Source organism: Seohaeicola saemankumensis, from assembly GCF_021021435.1.
In the GTDB taxonomy this organism is placed as follows: domain Bacteria; phylum Pseudomonadota; class Alphaproteobacteria; order Rhodobacterales; family Rhodobacteraceae; genus Seohaeicola.
The window spans coordinates 151,947-167,896 of sequence record NZ_JAINWI010000011.1 but is presented as its reverse complement, the minus strand read 5'-3'; the positions used below and the strand labels follow the sequence as shown (position 1 = coordinate 167,896).

Genomic DNA, 15,950 nt, shown 5'->3' with positions numbered 1-15,950 from the left:
GCCGATCTTCCTGTATGCTGTCGCATGCGCTTTTTTCTGCATTGCGGCACGAATGGCCTTGAAGGTTTCCACCAAAAAATGCCATCCCTACGCAAGATAATTACAAGGAAGACTCAAGCCATGGACATCCGCCCCTATCGCTCGGTTCTCTATATTCCCGGCTCGAAAGAACGTGCGCTTGAAAAGGCGCGGGACTTGCCCGTCGATGCGATCATCTTTGATCTGGAAGACGCTGTATCCCCCGATGCCAAGGTCGAGGCGCGCGCGACGCTGGCGCAGGCTTTGGCCGTGGGCGGCTATGGCAACAAGGTGCGGATCATCCGAATCAATGGGCTGGATAGCGCATGGGGAGCCGGTGATGTCGCCGCATTGCGCGATGCGGGCGCAGATGTGTTCCTGCTGCCCAAGGTGAATTCCGCCGCGGATGTGCAGGCGCTGTCGGATATGCTGGGCAATGGCACGCCGATCTGGGCGATGATGGAAACACCGCAAGGCATCTTGAATGCAGCCGAGATTGCCGCGCATCCGCAACTGACAGGCTTTGTCGCGGGCACCAACGATCTGGCGAAAGAGCTGAATTGCCGCTTCCGTGCGGATCGACTGCCGCTGCAAATGGCCCTGCAGACCATCTTGATGGCCGCGCGCGCCGAGGGTGTGATTGTGATTGATGGTGTCTACAACCAGTTCAAGGATGACGAGGGCCTGCGTGCCGAATGCGAGCAGGGCCGTGATCTGGGCTTTGACGGCAAGACCCTGATCCATCCCGCGCAGGTCGATGTCACCAACGCGGTGTTTGCCCCGTCAGAGGCCGAGGTCGAACTGGCCCGCCGCCAGATTTCGGCCTATGAAGAGGTGCAGGCCAGCGGGCAGGGCGTTGCTGTTGTGGATGGCAAGATCGTCGAAAACCTGCATGTTGAGACCGCCAAGAAAACCCTCGCCATGGCATCCGCCATCGCATCCCTTTAAGTGGAGCGTCGCAAATGATCCTTCTGAGCCTCGGTGTTATCCTTTGGGCCGCCGCCCATTATTTCAAACGCTTCGCGCCCGAACAACGCGCGGCGATGGGTGACAAAGGCAAGGGTCTTGTGGCTGTCGCCATCGTGGCGAGCCTGTTGATGATGATTTTCGGCTATCGCGGGGCCGAGTTCATCCATGTCTGGGCACCGCCAAGCTGGACCGTGCATCTGAACAATCTGATGATGCTGGTCGCAGTCTTCGTCTACGGAATGAGTGCCACGACAGGCCGTTTGCGTGGCAAGATGCGGCATCCACAACTGACAGCGGTCAAGATCTGGGCGGTGGCGCATTTGCTGGTGAATGGCGATCTGGCCTCGATCATCCTGTTCGGTGGCTTGCTGGCATGGGCTGTGGGGTCGGTGATCCTGATCAACCGCGCGGGGCCATGGGTGCGCCCGGAACCCGGTGATGCCAAGAAGGATATCCTTCTGGTAGTGATCACCCTTGTCCTGTTTGCCGTCATGACCGCCGTCCACGCCTGGTTGGGCGTCTGGCCTTTCCCTGGATAAAACCGATGATGCTATTTCGTTTGCTAACCGCCGATGACACATCTGCATTCTGTCACAAGGTGACGGATGCGCTGAACAAGGGATGGGTGCTTTATGGCGATCCGACCTATGCTTTTGACGCGGCCAACGGCGTGATGCGCTGCGGGCAGGCGGTTACCAAAGAGGTTGCGGGCAAGACTTATGATCCGGCCATGAAGCTGGGAGAGCAATGATGCAGCATTCGCAGTTCCATGTCGTTCCGATCAAGACAAGCGCCGGACGTTTCTTCGAGGATTACACTATCGGTCAGGTGATCGAACATGCCGTGCCGCGCACTGTGTCTGGCGGAGAACGCGCGCTGTATCATGCGCTTTATCCCGCGCGGCATGCGCTGCATTCCTCGGATGAATTCGCGCGCAATTGCGGCCTGCCGCAAAGCCCGCTGGATGATATGGCGGCTTTCCATATCGTCTTTGGCAAGACGGTGCCCGATATCTCGCTGAATGCGATTGCCAATCTGGGTTATGCGCAGGGGCGGTGGCTGAAGCCCGTCTATGCAGGCGATACGATCCGCTCGACCTCGGAAGTGATCGGGCTAAAGCAGAATTCCAATGGCCAGTCCGGCGTGGTCTATGTCCGCACGCGTGGTCTGAACCAGCGGGACGAGGTTGTGCTGGAATATGTGCGTTGGGTCATGGTGCGGAAAAACGATTTCGACGCGCCAACGCCCGAGACGGTCATCCCCGAACTGGCCCCCGTGCTGACCCCCGATCAACTGGTCGTGCCCGAAAGTCTGGATTTCACCAATTACGATTTCACCCAATCGGGCGAACCGCATCGCTGGCGCGACTACGAGATCGGCGAGACAATCGACCATGTCGACGGTGTCACGATCGAGGAAGCCGAGCATATGATCGCCACTCGTCTGTGGCAGAACACCGCCAAGGTGCATTTCGACGCGACACAGCGTGCGGACGGGCGGCGGTTGATCTATGGCGGGCATGTGATCAGCATGGCGCGGGCGCTGTCGTTCAACGGCTTGGCCAATGCCCAGATGATCGTCGGTCTGAACGCGGGCGCGCATGCGAACCCCTGCTTTAGCGGCGACACGATCCGCGCATGGTCCGAGGTGCTGGACAAGGCCGAAACGAACGTGCCCGGTGTCGGTGCGATCCGATTGCGTCTGGTCGCCAATAACGCCGCCGGTGCGTTCCGGTTGAAAAGCGATGACGGCAAGTATCAGCCGCATGTCCTGCTGGATCTGGACTACTGGGCGCTGATGCCTTTGTGATCACAAACGGGCGGCCCCGTTTTCAATGCCTTGCGGTCACACTGCGGAACTCTTGCTGTGTCGGGGCGGGATCAACGGTCTTTGCGGCAGGTTGATTCCCGAAATCACGCTCACGCAGCAATTTTTGTGATCACACATAATCGACTTGTGATCACGAAAGCTATTCTTGCGTCAATTCGCGCGGTTTTTTCTGTGTTACGGGGCTGTGCTGACGTGACAGGGACGCTAAAAAGAGTATCAAGGCCGCAAAGGCATCGAAGGAAGATCGTCGTGCACATGTCGGGCACCCCGGTTCCTTCGCAACCCAAGAAGGAAGGGACACATGGCTGACGTGAACCGGGGCAACCGCCCGCTTTCGCCGCACCTGTCAATCTATCGCCCGCAGCTGACATCTATGACCTCGATCCTGACGCGGATTACCGGCAATGCGATGCTGGTGTCGGCGTTGCTGGTCGTCTGGTGGTTTCTGGCTGCGGCGACCTCGCCCGAATATTTTGCCGTCGCGGACGGTGTGCTGACAAGCTGGTTCGGCGATCTTGTCATGGTGCTGTCGCTCTGGGGGCTGTGGTACCACACGCTGGCAGGCATCCGGCATCTGATCTGGGACAATGCGATGGGTCTGGATCTCGATACCGCCTACAAGCTGGGCTATGCGGTAATCGGCGGGTCGGTCCTGCTGACCCTGCTGACCGTTGTTGTGATCTGAGAGGGCTGAGACATGCGTTACCTGACTGACCGCAAACGCGCCTCGGGGATGGGTTCTGCCAAATCGGGCACCGCCCATTTCTGGTCGATGAAAGTATCCTCTGTTGCGCTGCTGGTGCTGATCCCGCTTTTCGTGTTCTCCTTCGGGCCAATGCTGGGCGCATCGCATGCCGACGTGCTGGCCACGTTCGCGCGGCCATTTCCGGCGATTATCGCGGCGCTGACACTGATCGTCGGATTTAAACATTTCAACGATGGTGCCCAAACCATGATCGAGGACTATGTCCACGGCACAACGCAGAAGATCGTGATCATCGCGGTGACCTGCCTGAGCTATGGCGCCGCAGCTACCGGGCTGTTCGCCATCGCCAAGATCGCGCTTTAAACTTCGGAGACTGTTGCAATGGCAGCTTATGAATACGAAACCCATGACTATGATGTCGTGGTTGTTGGGGCCGGCGGTGCCGGTCTGCGCGCGACGCTGGGCATGGCCGAGCAGGGACTTCGCACCGCTTGCGTGACCAAGGTGTTCCCGACGCGCAGCCACACCGTGGCAGCACAGGGCGGCATCGCGGCATCCCTGTCGAACATGGGACCGGATCACTGGCAGTGGCATATGTATGACACGGTCAAAGGCTCGGACTGGCTGGGCGATACCGATGCGATGGAATATCTCGCGCGTGAAGCCCCCAAGGCGGTTTACGAGCTTGAGCATTACGGCGTGCCGTTTTCCCGCACGGAAGAGGGCAAGATCTACCAGCGGCCCTTTGGCGGGCACACAACCGAGTTCGGTGAAGGCCCCCCCGTGCAGCGCACTTGTGCCGCCGCTGACCGGACGGGTCACGCGATTCTGCACACGCTTTATGGTCAAAGCCTGAAGCAGAAGGCCGAGTTCTATATCGAATATTTCGCTATCGACCTGATCATGTCCGAGGATGGCGTTTGTCAGGGCGTTGTCTGCTGGAAGCTGGACGACGGCACGATGCATGTGTTCAAGGCCAAGATGGTCGTGCTTGCGACGGGCGGCTATGGCCGTGCTTATTTCAGCGCGACCAGCGCGCATACCTGCACCGGCGACGGTAACGGCATGGTGGCGCGTCAGGGTCTGCCGCTTCAGGACATGGAATTCGTGCAGTTCCACCCGACCGGTATTTATGGCGCGGGCTGCCTGATCACCGAGGGCGCGCGCGGCGAGGGCGGTTATTTGACCAACTCGGAAGGCGAGCGTTTCATGGAACGCTATGCGCCGACCTATAAGGATCTGGCCAGCCGTGATGTTGTGTCGCGCTGCATGACGATGGAAATCCGTGAAGGGCGCGGTGTCGGGGGCGACAAGGACCATATCCACCTGCACCTGAACCACCTGCCGCCCGAGGCGCTGCATCTGCGCCTGCCTGGTATCTCGGAAAGCGCGCGCATCTTTGCGGGTGTGGACGTGACCAAAGAGCCGATCCCCGTTCTGCCGACCGTGCATTACAATATGGGCGGTATCCCGACCAACTATTGGGGCGAGGTGATCAACCCGACTGCCGATGATCCTGACCGGATCGTGCCCGGCCTGATGGCTGTGGGCGAGGCGGGCTGTGCCTCGGTGCACGGTGCGAACCGTCTGGGCTCGAACTCGCTGATCGACCTTGTGGTCTTTGGCCGCGCGGCAGCGATCCGGGCAGGGCAGGTCGTCAAGGCCGGTGCGCCCATTCCGGACACCAACAAGGCCTCGGTCCAGTTTGCCTTTGACCGTTTCGACGGTCTGCGTCACGCAAAGGGCGATGTCGGCACCGCGGAATTGCGGCTTGAGATGCAAAAGGCGATGCAGGCGGATGCGGCTGTGTTCCGTACCGACAAGACGCTGGCCGAAGGTGTTGCCAAGATGCAGGCGGTCGCGGGCAAGATGGACGATATCAGCGTCACTGACCGCAGCCTGATCTGGAACAGCGACCTGATGGAAACGCTGGAACTGACCAACCTGATGCCGAACGCGCTGGCCACCATCGTGGGTGCCGAAGCGCGCAAGGAATCGCGCGGAGCGCATGCGCATGAGGATTATCCCGATCGGGATGATGCCAACTGGCGCAAGCACACCATCGCGCGTGTGGATGGCACCAATGTCGACCTCAGCTATCGCCGTGTGGTGACAGAACCTTTGACCAATCAGGATGAAGGCGGGATCGACATGAAGCGGATCGCGCCCAAGGCGCGGGTCTATTGATCCGTGTTACCGGCATAAGCGCACTGCGCAGGCTGTCGCTGGCGGTGCTCTGCGCCGCCACGCTGGCCGCCTGCACGCCCGCCGATCAGGACCGTCTGACCCGCGACGCCGCGCGCGCCGCGATCACGCCGGTTCTGGTGCAGCGTTTTCCCGGTGTGCCGGTGGCGCCTGCCGTGGATTGCATCATCGAGAACGCAAGCAGCCGCGAACTTCTTTCGCTTGCTGCCGACAGCATCACCGGCCCCACGGCCAATACCGTGGAACTTGTGACCAATATCGTGTCCCGGCCGGACACGTTGACTTGCCTGCTGGCCAATGGCCTGCCAGCCCTTCTGTGACGGGAGAGACATCATGGTGCAACTGACACTGCCGAAGAACAGCCGGATGCGGACCGGCAAGACATGGCCCAAACCCGAAGGTGCCAAGAACCTGCGGACCTTCAAGATCTACCGCTGGAACCCCGATGACGGGGAGAATCCGCGGCTGGATACCTATCATGTCGATATGGACACTTGCGGGCCGATGATTCTGGACGCGCTGATCAAGATCAAATCCGAGATTGATCCCACCCTGACCTTCCGCCGCTCCTGCCGCGAAGGCATTTGCGGGTCTTGCGCGATGAATATCGACGGGATCAACACGCTGGCCTGTCTGCATGGCATGGATGACGTGAAGGGCGATGTGAAGATCTATCCGCTGCCACATATGCCGGTGATCAAGGACCTTATCCCTGACCTCACGCATTTCTACGCGCAGCATGCCTCGATCATGCCGTGGCTGGAAACCAAGACCAACCGCCCCGCCAAGGAATGGCGCCAGTCGGTCGATGACCGCGAAAAGCTGGACGGTCTGTATGAATGCGTGATGTGCGCCTGCTGCTCGACCTCCTGCCCGAGTTATTGGTGGAATGGCGATCGGTATCTGGGGCCGGCCGCGTTGCTGCATGCGTACCGCTGGATCATCGACAGCCGTGACGAGGCGACGGGCGAGCGTCTGGACGAGTTGGAAGATCCGTTCAAGCTGTATCGCTGCCACACGATCATGAACTGTGCTAAGACCTGCCCCAAGGGTCTGAACCCGGCCAAGGCGATAGCCGAGATCAAGAAGATGATGGTTGAACGCACCGTGTGATGCGGGCGGGCTTGAGTATTTGAAGCAAGATGAAAGGGGGGGGCGCGATAGCCTGCCCCTTTTGCGTATCGAAGGGCGTGTAGCATGGTGGTCATTGTCGGGCTGTTTATCGCTTTCGTACTGGTGGCGATTTTTGCACGGCGTGGCGTGCGCGGATGCAGGTGGCGCATGGACCGCACCCGTGACCGTGACGGTTTGCAGTATTTCCGATGCGCGGCCTGCGGGGCGGAAGAGCTTGTCCCCAAGGGCAAATCCCCGCAGGATTGCCGCGCACCACGCAAACCGCCCAAACCGTGAGACAGATGATGACCCAGCCCCTTGATGCCGATGACCGCCGCGCTGTGAAACCTGTGATCTGCTATCCGGTCGAAACTTTGCCGGTGCCCGATCAGGATACCTATGCTGGGTTCAGGTATCACGCGGTCAAAATGGCTGAGGTGGTGGTGCCGCCACGCGATGCTGCGACATTCACGGTGCCTGCGGGTGGATTTTTCCGTATTTCGTCCATTGAGGGGCCGCAGGTGGGCGATCTTAACCTGTGGAATGCCGATGATCTGTCGGAGCGGTTCTATTCCGGCAAGACGCGCGCCCTGCACGGCACGCATGTCACAACAGGCCAGCGGCTTTGGTCCGGTTTTCCAACCCTGCGCCCGATGGCCACGATCGTAGCAGATACGCTGGGCTGGTATGGCAAGGATGCTTTCGGCGGATCGGTGCATGATGTGATCGGCACGCGGTGCGACCCCTATACGCATAACCTTTTGTCCGGCGGGCAGTATCATCATTGCTGCCATTCCAACCTGACCCGTGCGCTGGGCGATGCGACGGGGCTGTCGCTGCACGCAGCCGAAGCGCATGTGCATGACGTGCTCAACGTGTTCATGTGCACGGGCTTTAGCCGAGACACGGGCCAGTATTTCATGAAGGCGAGCCCGGTCCGGCCCGGCGACTACCTGGAGTTTTTTGCCGAAATCCCGCTGCTAGGGGCTTTGTCGGCCTGTCCGGGTGGCGATTGCTCGTCCGAGCATTCCTCGGATCAGGCGGCGTGCTACCCGTTGCTGGTCGAGGTGTTCGAGACCCCGGCCGCGCGCTTGGGCAATTGGGCGTCACCGCCGCCCAACGGGTACAACCGTCGTCACGGGCGCTAGCCGTCACGCGTTGGCAAAGGCGGCTTCGAGCGCGATTTCCACCATGTCGCCAAAGCTGCTCTGGCGCTGGTGGGCGGGCAGGGCGTCGCCTGTCAGCAGATGATCCGACACAGTCAGCACGGCCAATGCGCGCACCTTGTGGCGCAGGGCGAGGTTGTATAGCTCTGCCGCTTCCATCTCGACGCCGAGGATCCCGTGGCGGGTCATGATCTCGTTCAGGTCGGGGCGTTCGTCATAGAAGACGTCGGACGAATAGATGCCGCCGACATGGGTGGGCACGCCGCGTTTTTCCGCTGCGATTGCAGCATCGCGCAGGAGTGACCAGTCGGCATGGGGGGCAAAGTTCAACTCGCGGAAAATGCCTTTGGACGGGGTGGATAGCGTGGTTGCTGTCATCGCAAGGATCACGTCGCGGATACCGACCTGGGCCTGCATCGCCCCGCAAGAGCCGATGCGGATCAGTGTTTTCGCTCCATAGTCGCGGATCAGTTCGTTGGCATAGATCGACAGCGAGGCCATACCCATGCCCGAGCCGTGGATCGTCACGCGGTTGCCGCGCCATAAGCCGGTATAGCCCAGCATACCGCGCACCTCGTTGACCAGTCGCGCCTCGTGCAAAAATGTTTCTGCGGCCCATTTTGCGCGCAGCGGATCGCCCGGCAACAGGACGGTTTCAGCGATCTCGCCGGGATTTGCACCGATATGAATCGTCATGTCATGGTTCCTGCGTCAGCGGTTGTATTTGATGAAGGGTGTCACCTTGGCGATCCGGTCGTAGAGTTGCCGTGCTGTTGTGTTGAAATCCTGCGTCATCCAGTAGACTGCGGGGGTGCCACGGCGGTCAGCCTCTTGATAGACCGCCTCGATCAGTGCGCGACCGATGCCTTTGCCGCGCACATCCGGATCAGCATAGAGATCCTGAAGGTAGCAGACATCCTCGATCCGCCAGTTATGTCCGTGCCAGATCGCATGCACCAGACCCACGGCACGGCCATCCAGATCGGCGATAAAGCAGCAGCGATCCGTATAAGCAGGGTCCAACTGGCGGGCAAAGGTGGTCTGATACACCTCTTCCGGCACTGTGCTGTTGTAAAACTCCAGATAGGCGGTCCAAAGACGGCGCCACTCGGCCTGATCGGTTTCGACAAGGGGGCGGATTGTAAGCGGCATGAAACGGTCCCTCGGTTGTCCGGTTCCATGATGGGGGCTGTTTCCGTTGGGGTGCAAGGCCAATACGCGACTTGCCGCCTGAAAAGCATCCCGTAGCAGGCATGATCCCGCTGCGCGATTTGCACAGGCTGAACAGGGTGACCATGTTGGGCAGACGCGGCGGGATGATCCCGTCAAACGAGAATAACCTGGAGGCATCCATGACACAGACAACGAACCGCAGCCTGAAAGCCCTTGTCCTGAGCACGTCAATCGCTGCCCTGAGCCTTGGCGCCGTGGCACCTGTTGCAGCCCAAAACGCGACATCCGCGTCCGACGGGCAGCCCGAAGTCGTGCAACCCACCCTGCCGCAGATCGATATGACCGATACCAAGCTCGAGGCTTTCGTAGCTGCCTTGATGGGTGTCGAGGAAGTGCGTCTGGACTATACACCGCAGATCGAAGCTGCCTCGAGTGAGGAAGAGCAAGCCGCGCTGGTCAATCAGGCCAATGCCGAGATTATCGAGAAGATCGAGGCTGTGCCGGATCTGACGGTCGACGAATATGTGACCATCGCACAGGTGGCCCAGCAGGATCAGGAACTGGGTGCGCGAATTGCGTCACTGGTTGAAGCGGAATCCAGTTCCGGCACTATGACAGAGTGATCTCAAACGATGCAACAAACGCAAAAGGGGGCCTATGGCCCCCTTTTTTGTGGTTTCTAATCAGGATCACTCTGCCGCGACGGGTTTCGGATCAACCAGCGTTACAATGTCCATCATGATCGTGTTCAGCTCGAAATCCTTGGGCGTGTAGACGCGGGCGACGCCCATTTCCAGCAGGCGCTTTGCGTCCTCCTCGGGGATGATCCCGCCCACAACAACCGGAATATGCGACAGACCTGCCGCGCGCAGACGGTCCATCAGGTCCCGCATCAGTGGCATATGCGATCCGGACAGGATAGACAGGCCCACAACATGGGCCTCGCCCTCGGCGGCGGCTTTCACGATTTCCTCCGGCGTCAGGCGGATACCTTCATAGTCGATGTCCATGCCGCAATCGCGGGCGCGGAAGGCGATCTGTTCGGCCCCGTTGGAATGACCGTCCAGGCCCGGCTTGCCGACCAGAAAGCGCAGGCGGCGGCCCAGCTTGTCGGACACGGTGTTGACCGCATCGCGGATGTCGTCCAGCCCTTCGGTCTTGTTGCTGACCGAGCGCGACACGCCCGTCGGCCCGCGATATTCGCCGAACACTGCGCGCATCTGGGCGGCCCATTCGCCGGTGGTGACACCGGCCTTGGCGGCTTTGATCGACGGCTCCATGATATTGCGGCCTTCCTTCGCGGCGGCGCGCAGGTCGGCCAGGGCTTCGTCAACGGCCTTGGCATCGCGGGTGCTGCGCCATTCGTTCAGGCGGCCGATCTGTTCGGCCTCGACCGCCGGATCAACGGTCATGATCCCGCCATCGCCGGTCATCAGCGGCGAGGGTTCGCCCTGTTGCCATTTGTTGACGCCGACCACGATAGTCTCGTTCCGCTCGATCCGGTTCAGGCGTTCGGCGTTGCTGTCGACCAGACGTGATTTCATATACTCAATCGCGCTGATCGCACCGCCCATGCTGTCGAGGTTCGCAAGTTCGGCCCGCGCACCTTCTTTCAGGGCCTCGACCTTACGATCCACGGCGGGGTTTCCGTCAAACAGGTCATCGTATTCCAGAAGGTCTGTCTCGTAAGCCATGATCTGCTGCATCCTGAGCGACCATTGCTGGTCCCACGGACGCGGCAGGCCCAATGCCTCGTTCCAGGCAGGCAATTGCACAGCGCGGGCGCGGGCCTTTTTCGACAGGGTCACGGCCAGCATTTCGATCAGGATGCGGTAGACGTTGTTTTCGGGCTGCTGTTCGGTCAAGCCAAGGCTGTTGACCTGCACGCCATAACGGAAGCGGCGGTATTTCGGATCGGTGACGCCATAGCGGGTTTCGCAGATTTCATCCCAGAGATCGACGAAGGCGCGCATCTTGCACATCTCTGTAATAAAGCGGATGCCCGCGTTTACGAAGAACGAGATCCGGCCCACAAGCTGCGGGAAATCCGCCTCGGGCACTTTCCCTTTCAGATCGTCCAGAACGGCGGTGGCGGTGGCCAATGCAAAGGCCAGTTCCTGTTCCGGCGTCGCCCCCGCCTCCTGCAGGTGATAGGAACAGATGTTCATCGGGTTCCATTTGGGCACATTGGTATAGCAATAGGCCGCAACATCGGTGATCAGGTGCAAGGACGGTTTCGGTGGCAAGATATAGGTGCCACGGCTTAGGTATTCCTTGATGATATCGTTCTGCACTGTGCCCTGCAGTTTGGAAATATCCGCGCCTTGTTCCTCGGCCACGGCGATATAAAGCGCAAGCAACCACGGGGCTGTCGCGTTGATCGTCATCGAGGTGTTCATCTGCTCTAGCGGGATCGCATCGAACAGCGTCCGCATATCGCCCAGATGGCTGACGGGCACGCCGACCTTGCCCACCTCGCCGCGCGCAAGGATATGATCGCTGTCATAGCCTGTCTGCGTCGGAAGATCGAAGGCTACCGACAGACCGGTTTGTCCCTTGGACAGATTCGATCGATAAAGCGCGTTCGAGGCTTTGGCTGTGGAATGGCCTGCATAGGTGCGGAAAAGCCATGGCTGGTCTTTTTGCGTCTGTGTCATGGGGCCTCTCAATGGATCGCGGTGAATCAGGTTTGGCAACTTTATTGCGTCCCTGCGTTGATACTTGGAATTTTATGGCGCTGTCAATTCGCTGCGTTGCGGCATCGCGCAGTCTGCGCATTTCATTTACCTCGGCCCGCTTTCGCGCCATTGTTGTGCTATGACTGCTGTGGTGGAAATGCCTGTCTGGCTACTGGTTTTGATCCTGTTTTTTGCGGGCGTGACCTTTGCATCGCATTTTCTATTCCCTTCTGTGCGCTGGTTTTTCCGAAAACGCGCCGAACGCGTTATCGCGCAACTGAACACGCGACTCGAACGTCCGATCCAGCCCTTCAAGCTGGCGCGCCGATATGACATGATCCAGCGTCTGATTTATGATCCGACCGTCTTGCGCGCCATTGCCGCGCATGCAGCCAGCGAAGGCGTGCCAGAAAACGTAGCTTTCGAGCAGGCGCGCCGTTATGCGCGGGAAATCGTGCCGTCGTTCAGTGCGAGCGCCTATTTCGGAGTAGCGACGCGGTTGGCGCGGCTGATCAGCACCTCGCTCTACCGCGTACGTCTTGGCCATTACGCAGGCGATGCGCTGGCGCAGGTGGACCGCGAGGCGACGGTGGTTTTCGTCATCAACCATCGCAGCAATATGGATTACGTGCTGGTCACCTATCTGGCGGCGGAACGATCCGCCCTGTCCTATGCCGTTGGCGAATGGGGCCGTGTCTGGCCGCTCAGCGCGTTGATCCGCGCGATGGGGGCCTATTTCATCCGACGCAAACGGTTCGGGCCTCTCTATAAGGCGGTGCTGTCGCGCTATGTGCAACTGGCAACCCAAGCGGGCGTGACGCAGGCGGTTTTCCCCGAAGGCGGTCTGAGCCTGTCAGGGGCGATCATGCCCCCCAAGCGGGGAATTTTGAAATACATCGTCGATGGTCACGATCCCAACGGGCGCGATGTGGTTTTTGTGCCTGTTGCGGTCAATTACGACCGGGTGTTGGAAGACCGTGTTCTGCTGGCCGCGCAAGACGCGGGCGAGCGGCGGTTTGCGGCACGGTTGAGCACCGTTATGGGGTTCCTGTTCAGGATGCTACGTCTGCGCCTGAAGGGAAAGTTCCACCGCTTCGGCTATGCCGCCGTCAGTTTCGGTGAACCGCTGTCGCTCAAGAGTTTTTCGTCGGATGTTCCGGCTTTGGCGGCCGAGTTGATGGCCCGCGTCGCCGCCGAGGTGCCCGTTCTGCCGGTGCCGCTGGTGGCAACAGCCTTGCTGCAGGCGCAAGGGCCGTTGAACCGCGCGGAACTGGACAGGGCTGTGGCGGATCTTGTGGCGGGGCTTCCAGAGGCGCATCTGCATATGCCACGGCAAGACACAGGCTATCTTGTGGAGGTCGGCCTGCGTATGCTGATTCTGCGGCATCTGGTGCAGGAGCGGGACGGTCTGTTGCAGATCGTGCCGTCCGAGCGCACCCTGATTGCGTTTTACGCCTCGTCCATCGCGCATTTGTTTCGCGGACGCAGCATGTAGGTCTATTTCATGCTGCAACTGCGGGGTTATAAAATTACAAAAACCTGCTAAATCAGGTTGCAATGTTGCGCGACCGACTTTATCCCGAAGATCAGAACCGCGATTCTGCATTGCGGCATAACGGGAAACGCACTTTGACAAGTGCCTGCACGGAGGTTGAGATGGCTCTGGACACACATACCGGCATAGCGCCCTATGAAGCACCGGAAAAAGATCTGTACGAGATCGGTGAAATGCCGCCTCTCGGTTATGTGCCAAAGCAGATGTATGCTTGGGCGATCCGCCGCGACCGGCATGGCGAGCCAGAAAAAAGCTTCGAGATCGAAGTGGTCGATACATGGAAGATCGACAGCCACGAGGTGCTGGTTCTGGTGATGGCCGCTGGCGTCAATTATAATGGCGTCTGGGCCGGTCTCGGTCAGCCGATCAGCCCCTTTGACGGTCACAAACAGCCTTATCACATTGCAGGTTCCGATGCCTCCGGCATCGTCTGGGCCGTGGGGGACAAGGTCAAAAGCTGGAAAGTCGGCGACGAGGTCGTGATCCACTGCAATCAGGATGACGGCGACGACGAGGAGTGCAACGGCGGCGACCCGATGTTCAGTCCGACCCAGAGGATCTGGGGCTACGAGACCCCTGACGGATCGTTCGCGCAGTTCACCCGTGTGCAGGCGCAGCAGTTGATGCCGCGTCCCAAGCATCTGACATGGGAAGAAAGCGCCTGCTATACGCTGACGCTGGCCACCGCCTACCGGATGCTGTTCGGCCACCAGCCGCATGACCTGAAGCCCGGCCAGAACGTTCTGGTCTGGGGTGCGTCGGGCGGTCTTGGCTCTTATGCGATCCAGTTGATCAACACGGCGGGTGCCAACGCGATTGCCGTCATCTCGGAAGAGGACAAGCGCGAGTTTGTCATGAGCCTTGGCGCCAAGGGCGCGATCAACCGCAAGGATTTCAACTGCTGGGGCCAGATGCCCACGGTCAATACGCCCGAATATAACGAGTGGCTCAAAGAGGCGCGCAAATTCGGAAAGGCGATCTGGGATATCACCGGCAAGGGCGTGAGCGTCGATATGGTGTTCGAACATCCCGGCGAGGCGACATTCCCTGTGTCCGCTCTGGTCTGCAAGAAGGGCGGTATGGTCGTGATCTGCGCGGGCACCACGGGTTTCAACTGCACGTTCGACGTACGTTATATGTGGATGCACCAGAAGCGGTTGCAGGGTAGCCACTTCGCGCATCTCAAGCAGGCAGCTTCGGCTAACAAGCTGATGGTCGAGCGGCGGCTTGATCCCTGCATGTCCGAAGTGTTCGAATGGAGCCAGATCCCGCAGGCCCATACGAAGATGTATCGTAACCAGCACAAGCCCGGAAACATGGCCGTTCTGGTGCAGGCCCCGCGCACAGGGTTGCGGACTGTCGAGGATGTGATCGCGGCTGGACGCGGCTGAGCCTGCCCGTCGGAAGTCAATGAAAAACGAGGCCCGCGAATCGCATAGATTCGCGGGCCTTGGCTTTTTCTGAGGCTGGTTTGTTTATATTCAAAGGGTTGGGCTGATCCGCCCCGCCATTTTGGGGGGGTTGAAATTCGCGTATAGGGTGTGGCTCCTGCACGTGCCTAAACTGAACCGTTGTCCAAGGAATGACACCGTCCCTCCCCGTGACGTGGTAGCGTTAATGTTTCTTTAACCAGTGCAAAGGCAAGTTGGTCATGCAGAACGAATGGCTTTTGGATGTTCTCTCGGATCTCAAAAGCTTCGCGGGGGCGAACGGGTTGTATCGTCTTTCCCATCAGCTTGACGAAACCCGCGCAGTCGCCTTGTCCGAGATGTCATCCTGTCGCAGGGAGGCGCCAGTGGCGATGTCGACGGATGAACGACGGGTTGGAGCAGATACTTGAAGCGATAGAAAACGCCACTTCCCAGGAGGCGATGCAGGATGCAATCGAAAACCTGCGCGATGCGTTCAAGGTCAGGCATATAGTTTATCATTGGGTCAGTGCGGCAGGCCAGCAATATGGCTGCGGCACTTATTCGGCCGATTGGGTCGCGCGCTACATCGCACATGATTACCTGCGGATTGATCCGGTCGTGCAGGGCTGCTTGCAGAATTTCCAGCCTGTTGACTGGAAGCGACTGGACTGGACCGGCAAGGCGCAACGCGCCTTTCTGAACGATGCGCTGGCCAATGGTCTGGGCGCGCAGGGGCTGTCGATTCCGATACGTGGCCCCAACGGGCAATTCGCGCTGTTCACGGTTAACCACGACGCCGATGATCGTTGCTGGGCCGCATTCCAGCAGCGTCACCGCCGCGATTTGATCCTGATCGCGCATCATTTCAACAGTAAGGCGCTGGAGTTCGAACCGGGCCGCACGCCTGCGCCGTCCCAAGCGCTATCGCCGCGCGAAGTGGATGCGCTCACGCTGCTCGCCATCGGTTACAGCCGCGCACAGGTGGCCAATTCGCTGTCGATCTCGGAACATACGCTGCGCGCCTATATCGAAAGTGCAAGGCTGAAACTGGGCGCGCAGAACACCACCCATGCCGTGGCCCGCGCGATCAGTCGCGGGCTGATCGTGGTCTGATCCAAGACAGGC

Annotated in this window: 18 protein-coding genes; 15 read left to right on the top strand and 3 right to left on the bottom strand. The window is 59.7% G+C overall.

Translation table 11 applies throughout. The features are described from left to right. Window positions 1-120 precede the first annotated feature (120 nt). The 11 genes from K7H22_RS09110 (at window position 121) to K7H22_RS09060 (ending at window position 7,989) form a co-directional block, all read left to right on the top strand. The gene (locus K7H22_RS09110; RefSeq protein ID WP_230800433.1) at window positions 121-966 is read left to right on the top strand and encodes an HpcH/HpaI aldolase/citrate lyase family protein; all 846 of its coding nucleotides are present in this window, start codon (window positions 121-123) and stop codon (window positions 964-966) included. Window positions 967-980: 14 nt separating this feature from the next. Further along, on the top strand, window positions 981-1,526 hold the full coding sequence (locus K7H22_RS09105; RefSeq protein ID WP_230800432.1) for an NnrU family protein: 546 nt from the start codon (window positions 981-983) through the stop codon (window positions 1,524-1,526). Window positions 1,527-1,531: 5 nt separating this feature from the next. Next, entirely contained in the window at window positions 1,532-1,738 is a 207-nt protein-coding gene (locus tag K7H22_RS09100; RefSeq protein WP_230800431.1) for a DUF1737 domain-containing protein, read from the top strand. After that, window positions 1,735-2,796, top strand: a complete 1,062-nt coding sequence (locus K7H22_RS09095; protein ID WP_230800430.1) for a MaoC family dehydratase — start codon at window positions 1,735-1,737, stop codon at window positions 2,794-2,796. Before K7H22_RS09100 ends, K7H22_RS09095 begins: the two co-directional genes overlap by 4 nt. A 322-nt stretch (window positions 2,797-3,118) precedes the next feature. Continuing rightward, a complete protein-coding gene (gene sdhC, locus K7H22_RS09090) occupies window positions 3,119-3,502 on the top strand; it encodes a succinate dehydrogenase, cytochrome b556 subunit (protein ID WP_230800429.1) in 384 nt (127 codons plus the stop codon). A gap of 12 nt (window positions 3,503-3,514) precedes the next feature. Then, window positions 3,515-3,886, top strand: a complete 372-nt coding sequence (sdhD, locus tag K7H22_RS09085; RefSeq protein WP_230800428.1) for a succinate dehydrogenase, hydrophobic membrane anchor protein — start codon at window positions 3,515-3,517, stop codon at window positions 3,884-3,886. Between the two features lie 18 nt (window positions 3,887-3,904). Then, the gene (gene sdhA, locus K7H22_RS09080) at window positions 3,905-5,710 is read left to right on the top strand and encodes a succinate dehydrogenase flavoprotein subunit (RefSeq protein ID WP_230800427.1); all 1,806 of its coding nucleotides are present in this window, start codon (window positions 3,905-3,907) and stop codon (window positions 5,708-5,710) included. Next, on the top strand, window positions 5,707-6,048 hold the full coding sequence (locus tag K7H22_RS09075) for a hypothetical protein (protein WP_230800426.1): 342 nt from the start codon (window positions 5,707-5,709) through the stop codon (window positions 6,046-6,048). Before sdhA ends, K7H22_RS09075 begins: the two co-directional genes overlap by 4 nt. 13 nt (window positions 6,049-6,061) lie before the next feature. Next, on the top strand, window positions 6,062-6,841 hold the full coding sequence (locus K7H22_RS09070) for a succinate dehydrogenase iron-sulfur subunit (protein WP_230800425.1): 780 nt from the start codon (window positions 6,062-6,064) through the stop codon (window positions 6,839-6,841). 84 nt (window positions 6,842-6,925) lie between these two features. Continuing rightward, window positions 6,926-7,138, top strand: a complete 213-nt coding sequence (locus tag K7H22_RS09065; RefSeq protein WP_230800424.1) for a hypothetical protein — start codon at window positions 6,926-6,928, stop codon at window positions 7,136-7,138. 8 nt (window positions 7,139-7,146) lie between these two features. After that, window positions 7,147-7,989, top strand: a complete 843-nt coding sequence (locus tag K7H22_RS09060) for an urea carboxylase-associated family protein (protein ID WP_230800423.1) — start codon at window positions 7,147-7,149, stop codon at window positions 7,987-7,989. Window positions 7,990-7,992: 3 nt separating this feature from the next. Here the strand turns inward: K7H22_RS09060 and deoD are convergent, their stop codons facing one another. Next, window positions 7,993-8,703 carry a purine-nucleoside phosphorylase gene (gene deoD / locus K7H22_RS09055; RefSeq protein ID WP_230800422.1) on the bottom strand — a complete coding sequence of 237 codons (711 nt, stop codon included), beginning with the start codon at window positions 8,701-8,703 and terminating at the stop codon, window positions 7,993-7,995. A 15-nt stretch (window positions 8,704-8,718) separates the two neighbouring features. Further along, entirely contained in the window at window positions 8,719-9,159 is a 441-nt protein-coding gene (locus K7H22_RS09050) for a GNAT family N-acetyltransferase (protein WP_230800421.1), read from the bottom strand. A gap of 200 nt (window positions 9,160-9,359) precedes the next feature. Here K7H22_RS09050 and K7H22_RS09045 point away from each other — a divergent pair, with 200 nt between their 5' ends. Beyond that, entirely contained in the window at window positions 9,360-9,803 is a 444-nt protein-coding gene (locus K7H22_RS09045) for a DUF4168 domain-containing protein (protein ID WP_230800420.1), read from the top strand. Window positions 9,804-9,869: 66 nt separating this feature from the next. On the opposite strand, the gene K7H22_RS09040 is transcribed toward K7H22_RS09045, so the two are convergent. Continuing rightward, complete coding sequence (locus K7H22_RS09040; protein ID WP_230800419.1) at window positions 9,870-11,837, bottom strand: protein meaA; 1,968 nt, start codon at window positions 11,835-11,837, stop codon at window positions 9,870-9,872. A 160-nt stretch (window positions 11,838-11,997) separates the two neighbouring features. Between K7H22_RS09040 and K7H22_RS09035 the strand changes: the two genes are divergently transcribed. The 3 genes from K7H22_RS09035 to K7H22_RS09025 all read left to right on the top strand — a co-directional run bounded on the left by K7H22_RS09035 (window position 11,998) and on the right by K7H22_RS09025 (window position 15,938). After that, the gene (locus tag K7H22_RS09035; protein WP_230800418.1) at window positions 11,998-13,353 is read left to right on the top strand and encodes a 1-acyl-sn-glycerol-3-phosphate acyltransferase; all 1,356 of its coding nucleotides are present in this window, start codon (window positions 11,998-12,000) and stop codon (window positions 13,351-13,353) included. A 161-nt stretch (window positions 13,354-13,514) separates the two neighbouring features. Then, window positions 13,515-14,804, top strand: a complete 1,290-nt coding sequence (gene ccrA, locus K7H22_RS09030; RefSeq protein WP_230800417.1) for a crotonyl-CoA carboxylase/reductase — start codon at window positions 13,515-13,517, stop codon at window positions 14,802-14,804. Between the two features lie 480 nt (window positions 14,805-15,284). Beyond that, complete coding sequence (locus tag K7H22_RS09025) at window positions 15,285-15,938, top strand: helix-turn-helix transcriptional regulator (RefSeq protein ID WP_230800416.1); 654 nt, start codon at window positions 15,285-15,287, stop codon at window positions 15,936-15,938. Window positions 15,939-15,950 lie beyond the last annotated feature (12 nt).